The sequence below is a fragment of the Leptospira yanagawae serovar Saopaulo str. Sao Paulo = ATCC 700523 genome, from assembly GCF_000332475.2.
GTDB classification, from domain to species: domain Bacteria; phylum Spirochaetota; class Leptospiria; order Leptospirales; family Leptospiraceae; genus Leptospira_A; species Leptospira_A yanagawae.
Genome location: NZ_AOGX02000042.1, coordinates 2,501 through 7,538, shown reverse-complemented (window position 1 = coordinate 7,538; position 5,038 = coordinate 2,501). Strand labels below are relative to the sequence as shown.

Sequence of the window (5,038 nt, the reverse complement as noted above, 5' to 3'; positions counted from 1 at the left end):
CGAAGTTATACAACGTAGCGTTTGCGGATTCGCAGAAAGATTATGTTTCATTTAAAAAGAAGAGATCCAGCCGCACCTTCCGATACTTTCTCACAACTATTATTGCTAGAATATTTGCTTAAGGAAAAGATTTTGTAACTTCACCCTCTTCACGAGGTCTCACTTTAAATCACCCCATCTAACAGCTAATTTCTTTTTTGGGCGAGCCCCCAAAAATCCGAATAGAAAATAAAGTGGTTATTTTAACATTTCTGAATTGAAGATCGAATTTGGGGTCGGGCTATCCAGGGCTTCGGTCGCCAAGCGACCGCTAACGCGCCCTTTCTATCCCTCTCGCAAAGAGAACGAAGACCCTCATATTTCTGAAAGATGCTCACCGAAGATAAACGGAACTTTTCAGAAAGAAATTTAAATGCAGTTTTTCTTTCTTTTTTTTGGAAATTACTCTTCTTTTGCACCTTCCTCCTCAGAGAGCCATTCTTCTCTCCGAGGTTACCAATTTTTATCTCTGCCAAATCAGGCAATCGAACGTATACGCCTGCCCTTACCCGCGAATCGGAATTCAAATATCTCTGGAAAAGTTATTATGATACATTTATTTCCAATTATGAGGAAAAATTCGAAACTAAATTCGGAAAGATCCCAATCTGGAAAAAGGCAGAAGCTGAAAAACTTCTCAACTGCGGTAAATTCAATCGCGGCTTTATTTGGAATGAATGCCATGATTGCAAAATTGTACTTGCTGTTCCCTTCTCTTGCAAAAGTAGACTTTGTCTCTCCTGTTATCGCAAAAAATTATTTGGTTGGTCTATCCACCTTTCCAGAATTCTTAGTGCCGAACTTCCCCATTACCACATTGTCTTTACCTTACCCAGAAGACTGAATGAACTTTTATTTCAAAGACTTGTCAATCCTAGGTTTCTAAATTGCCTTGCGGCAAAGACATACACAAAACGACTCCGAGCGACTAGCAAGGCAGATAAAAATTTCAAACTAGGAATTCTAAGTACACTTCACGAAGCTGGCAATCATTTAAACTTCAATCCTCATATTCATGCGATCGCAACGAGAGACCTAGTAAATACCACGTCCGATGAAATCAAAGAAATATTTTTCATGCCTTATAAAACCATGCGTTTCGACTGGCAAAGGACAGTTTGTAAATACTTGCTTAGAAAAAAAATTCTAAGTAAGGAAGAATATACTTTTTTCATGAAAAGTTATCCACGAGGCTTCCATGTCTACTTTGAAAAAATCAACATAGCTGAAAGCGATTCCATTTATCGCTTCGCTCAATACATAGCCTTTGGTCTTTTTCATAATAGCCAGATTCAGAAAGTGGATACCAACAAACAAACTCTAACGTTTCGTTATAAGAGTAACGTCGAATCCATCACCAAAGAGAAGTCGTACCAAAGCCTAACGATGCCCATCGATGAATTTCTTGCTCGCATGTTATTCTTCTTACCCAATAAACACACTTCGATGTACTCAGTGCGAGCGAAAAATCAGTTCGCTATTATGGAATTTACGTGAGACCTTCGCGTAAGATCAAACTCCAATCCCAAGCTCAAAAATCCACCTGGGCAGAAGCCATCAAATCTTCGTTTGATGTAAAGGATCCTCTCGCCTGTCCCGTTTGCAAAAACGGAATGATATCGAAAGTTATTTATTCTTACCAAGCATCTAACAAAGAGAAAGAGCTGAAAAAGAAATACGCCTTGATTGACGGGTATTTTTACCAAAAGCGATCTCGAGATCCACCAGACGCATTTTAGTGGGACATAGTTTTCCCGATCGCTTCGATACAACTCTTACCCCAAAAGGCGGCCAAATCCATAGGCTTGGCCTCTTTTTGTCTCAGCAAAAATTATGTCTCATTTTCTCGATTTTTTCGCGAAAATTTAGTCGCCTTTAAGCCCACTGGCTTCCTATAATGGGGAATCTGTCTCGAATATTAGGAATCGTTTCTGGATATGGGGACTTCGTATTGGAAAAACTCTTATGAAGTTCCTAAGTGGTCGAGTTAGGTGCAAATCCAAACAAAGTCATTGAAAAAGGAAATGTTTCCCCTCTTCACTTTGCTACGATGAATGGACATCTAGAATTTGTCCAATATCTGTTGGCTCGAGGGGCAAATCCAGACATCCAAGATGAAACAGGTTATACAGCATTACACTATGCTGTGAAAGAAGGAGATCTGGAATTGGTGACAACACTTCTACGGAAAAAGGCAAATCCTAATCTCCGAACAATTGATGGTTATAGTCCGATTTTTGTAGCGGCACAAGAAGGCCATGCTGATATCGCAAGGATTTTATTGGAAAATCTTGCCGATCCAAATTTGCAAGGAAACGATGGTAGAGCCGCTATCCACAAAGCATGTAATGAAGGTTATTTAGAAATTTTAAAAATATTGTTAGAATTTAAGGCTAACAAAGAACTTCGATCTCGACAAGGTTGGACGCCAATCATTACCGCAAGCAGTGCTGGTCATTTAAAAATGGTTCAATTACTGATCGAACAAAAAGTAGACTTGAATGCAATCACAGAGTATAAAACCACGGCCCTGTATTCCGCGGCATCCGAGGGGCATATGGAAGTGGTAGAGGCCTTACTCAATGGGGGAGCGTTAACGGACGTCCCAGGAACCAGTTCTCCCATAGGTGTCGCAAGAGTGAATGGCCACAAACAAATTGCGGAACTCATCCAAAAAAGAAGCAAGTGATTGGGTTGGTTTGCCCTTTGGAAAGGCAGCCAATGGCATTTTTTTTAGCAAAATCTCCAGTTTCCAAACAACTATCGGGTTTTAGGACGTTTCTTGCCAAAAGATTCCGTCTGATAAAAATGACTTAAACCCATACCCATTTTCAAGAAGGTACAGTTTGTTTGCTAAATTTTTTTCCCCGAAGAAAGCCATGACAATTTCCGATGACATTTTCACGGAAGTAATGATACGAAACAACAAACGAATGTTCTTGTCATTTCTTTCGATCCTTGCTCTTGCCAACGTGGCAACACTTGCCATTAAAATTGCCGGCAAAGGCTCAGATTACTTGACCTACGAAAGTATCTTCATCGAGTTTATTTTGGCTACGTCCATATTGATTGTTGGTTTTTTATTATCTTCTAGATTAAAAACACATTGGGCTTCAAGTTATATCTCCATTACAGGTGTTACATTATGTTTATTGGTATTCCAATACGTAATTTATGGGGCAACCGAACTATCTGCAACATTTTATATCTCTTTTGTTTTAAGCGTATTGTATTTCAATCGTAACGCATCCATTTATAACTTTATCTTAATCATTGCATCCGAAATTGTTTTATTTGTTTTAAGACCTGAATTAATTCCAGGTGGTCCAAAAAGTAATATCATCGTAAGGTTTTTGATTTTTGTTTGGGTCGGTATTGGTGCGACTGTCGGAGCAACTGCAACAAGAATTCTTCTAAACTTGGCTGTAGAAAAACAAAAAGAAGCAAAGAAAGCTTTGGACAATCTATTAGAAATGGCCAAAACCATTCTTAACACGATTGATTTGATGAAACAACAAATTAAGAACCAAGATACAATTTCAGAAGAACTGAAACAAATTTCAGAACACCAAGCATCATCCTTATTTGAAATTTCAACATCTTTACAAGAATTATCTTCTAAAGCTGATTCCAATAATAAAATTGCAAAATCTTTATACCAAGAGTCGGAAACTTCAATTCAATCCGTGAATGACTTAAAAGCCATCAACGAAACCGTACAAACCGGAACAGGTAGTATCTATAAAAATTTAGATGTGGTTACAGAATATTCAAACGACACTTCAAAACACATTCACCTTTCCATTGATAAGTTCAATATCCTTCAGGAAAAAAGTAGGGAAATTTCTGAATTTGTCTCTGTCATCAATGACATTGCTGACAAAGTAAACTTGTTATCTTTGAATGCTGCGATCGAGGCGGCAAGAGCCGGAGAACATGGACGAGGTTTTGCCGTTGTTGCAGAAGAAATCTCCAAGTTGGCTCTTGCCACGACAAAAAACTCCAAGGAAATTTCTAAAATCATCAAAGAAAACCTTTCATTGATTGGAGAAAGTAGTGAACTCATCAACCGGTCCTCGGAGATGATGGGAAAACTAGACACATCCATTGGTATCATTAAAAGTGAAATCACGGGAGTTGGTTCTAAAATCGTGGAAATTGATAAAGCGATCCAAACCATTGACAACTTAAATACACGAATTTATGAAACGAGTAGGACCATTGAAACCTCCACAAACTTCCAAAAAGTAGCAACAGAAGAGTCAACAAAAATTACTGCAAACATATCTGAGTATGCAACGAACATTGTGCAAATTTCCAAACAAATTTCGGAAAGTAGCAAATCTACAGGGGGGATCATTTCTAAACTCGATTCGATGGCGAAAGAGATGACGAATTGAGGATTCTTTTGTTAGAAGTTTGCCGATGGATCCAATCAAAAAATGAAAAGATTGAAACTCAATTGGTGGACTTTCTAAACCACAATGGCAGAAAGAAAATAGGGAATCCATAGACTGATATGATACTTAACGGACAAGGCGCGGATCTTAGTTTACTGATTTGGAACAGTTCCATTTCCATTTTAGTATTTTCATTTGTTTGTTATTTGGCAACTTTTCGCCAAACTGTTCTTTTTACCTTAGTTATCGCCTTATCTTTGTTAGCTAGTATTCAATTTAGTTTCCAACCTTCCTTTGATTCTATTTCCATCATGGGTTTCAGCAAACTTATGTTACTACTACCCCTAGGTTTGGGTGTCATCTTGGGTTTTGGACTTTTCTCTGAAAGTATACAAAAAAGATTTTTACCTTTGTTTACCCTATATATTAATTTTGCTGTTTTGGCAAAATTTAGTCGCCTTTAAGCTCACTGGCTTCCTATAATGGGGAATCTGTCTCGAATATTAGGAATCGTTTCTGGATATGGGGACTTCGTATTGGTAAAACTCTTATGAAGTTCCTAAGTGGTTGGTGATCACTTAATCTTAGCCATTGCAATA

6 protein-coding genes (1 of these 6 only partly in view) are annotated in these 5,038 nt (G+C 38.1%); 5 read left to right on the top strand and 1 reads right to left on the bottom strand.

What is annotated here, in order from left to right:
* The first annotated feature begins 369 nt into the window (after window positions 1–369).
* The 5 genes from LEP1GSC202_RS17460 to LEP1GSC202_RS17445 all read left to right on the top strand — a co-directional run bounded on the left by LEP1GSC202_RS17460 (window position 370) and on the right by LEP1GSC202_RS17445 (window position 4,903).
* Window positions 370–1,536: an IS91 family transposase gene (locus LEP1GSC202_RS17460; protein ID WP_015679077.1), complete on the top strand. Its 1,167-nt coding sequence runs from the start codon at window positions 370–372 to the stop codon at window positions 1,534–1,536.
* Window positions 1,533–1,778 (top strand): hypothetical protein, encoded by a 246-nt coding sequence (locus LEP1GSC202_RS20285; protein WP_015679078.1) that lies wholly within the window; start codon window positions 1,533–1,535, stop codon window positions 1,776–1,778. Before LEP1GSC202_RS17460 ends, LEP1GSC202_RS20285 begins: the two co-directional genes overlap by 4 nt.
* A 239-nt stretch (window positions 1,779–2,017) precedes the next feature.
* The gene (locus LEP1GSC202_RS17455; protein WP_015679079.1) at window positions 2,018–2,728 is read left to right on the top strand and encodes an ankyrin repeat domain-containing protein; all 711 of its coding nucleotides are present in this window, start codon (window positions 2,018–2,020) and stop codon (window positions 2,726–2,728) included.
* Between the two features lie 157 nt (window positions 2,729–2,885).
* The gene (locus tag LEP1GSC202_RS17450; RefSeq protein ID WP_015679080.1) at window positions 2,886–4,439 is read left to right on the top strand and encodes a methyl-accepting chemotaxis protein; all 1,554 of its coding nucleotides are present in this window, start codon (window positions 2,886–2,888) and stop codon (window positions 4,437–4,439) included.
* 119 nt (window positions 4,440–4,558) lie between these two features.
* A complete protein-coding gene (locus tag LEP1GSC202_RS17445) occupies window positions 4,559–4,903 on the top strand; it encodes a hypothetical protein (protein ID WP_015679081.1) in 345 nt (114 codons plus the stop codon).
* A 110-nt stretch (window positions 4,904–5,013) separates the two neighbouring features.
* On the opposite strand, the gene LEP1GSC202_RS17440 is transcribed toward LEP1GSC202_RS17445, so the two are convergent.
* Window positions 5,014–5,038, bottom strand: partial view of a clan AA aspartic protease gene (locus LEP1GSC202_RS17440; RefSeq protein ID WP_012388198.1) — the 3' portion only. Its footprint extends 356 nt past the window's final position; the window shows 25 of its 381 coding nt (coding positions 357–381); its start codon lies beyond the right edge, outside the window; the stop codon is at window positions 5,014–5,016.

What these genes read in the sequence shown, in the direction of transcription:
- LEP1GSC202_RS17460 (WP_015679077.1), top strand. Translation starts at nt 370, where the DNA reads ATGCTCACCGAAGATAAACGGAACTTTTCAGAAAGAAATTTAAATGCA.
- LEP1GSC202_RS17445 (WP_015679081.1), top strand. Translation starts at nt 4,559, where the DNA reads ATGATACTTAACGGACAAGGCGCGGATCTTAGTTTACTGATTTGGAAC.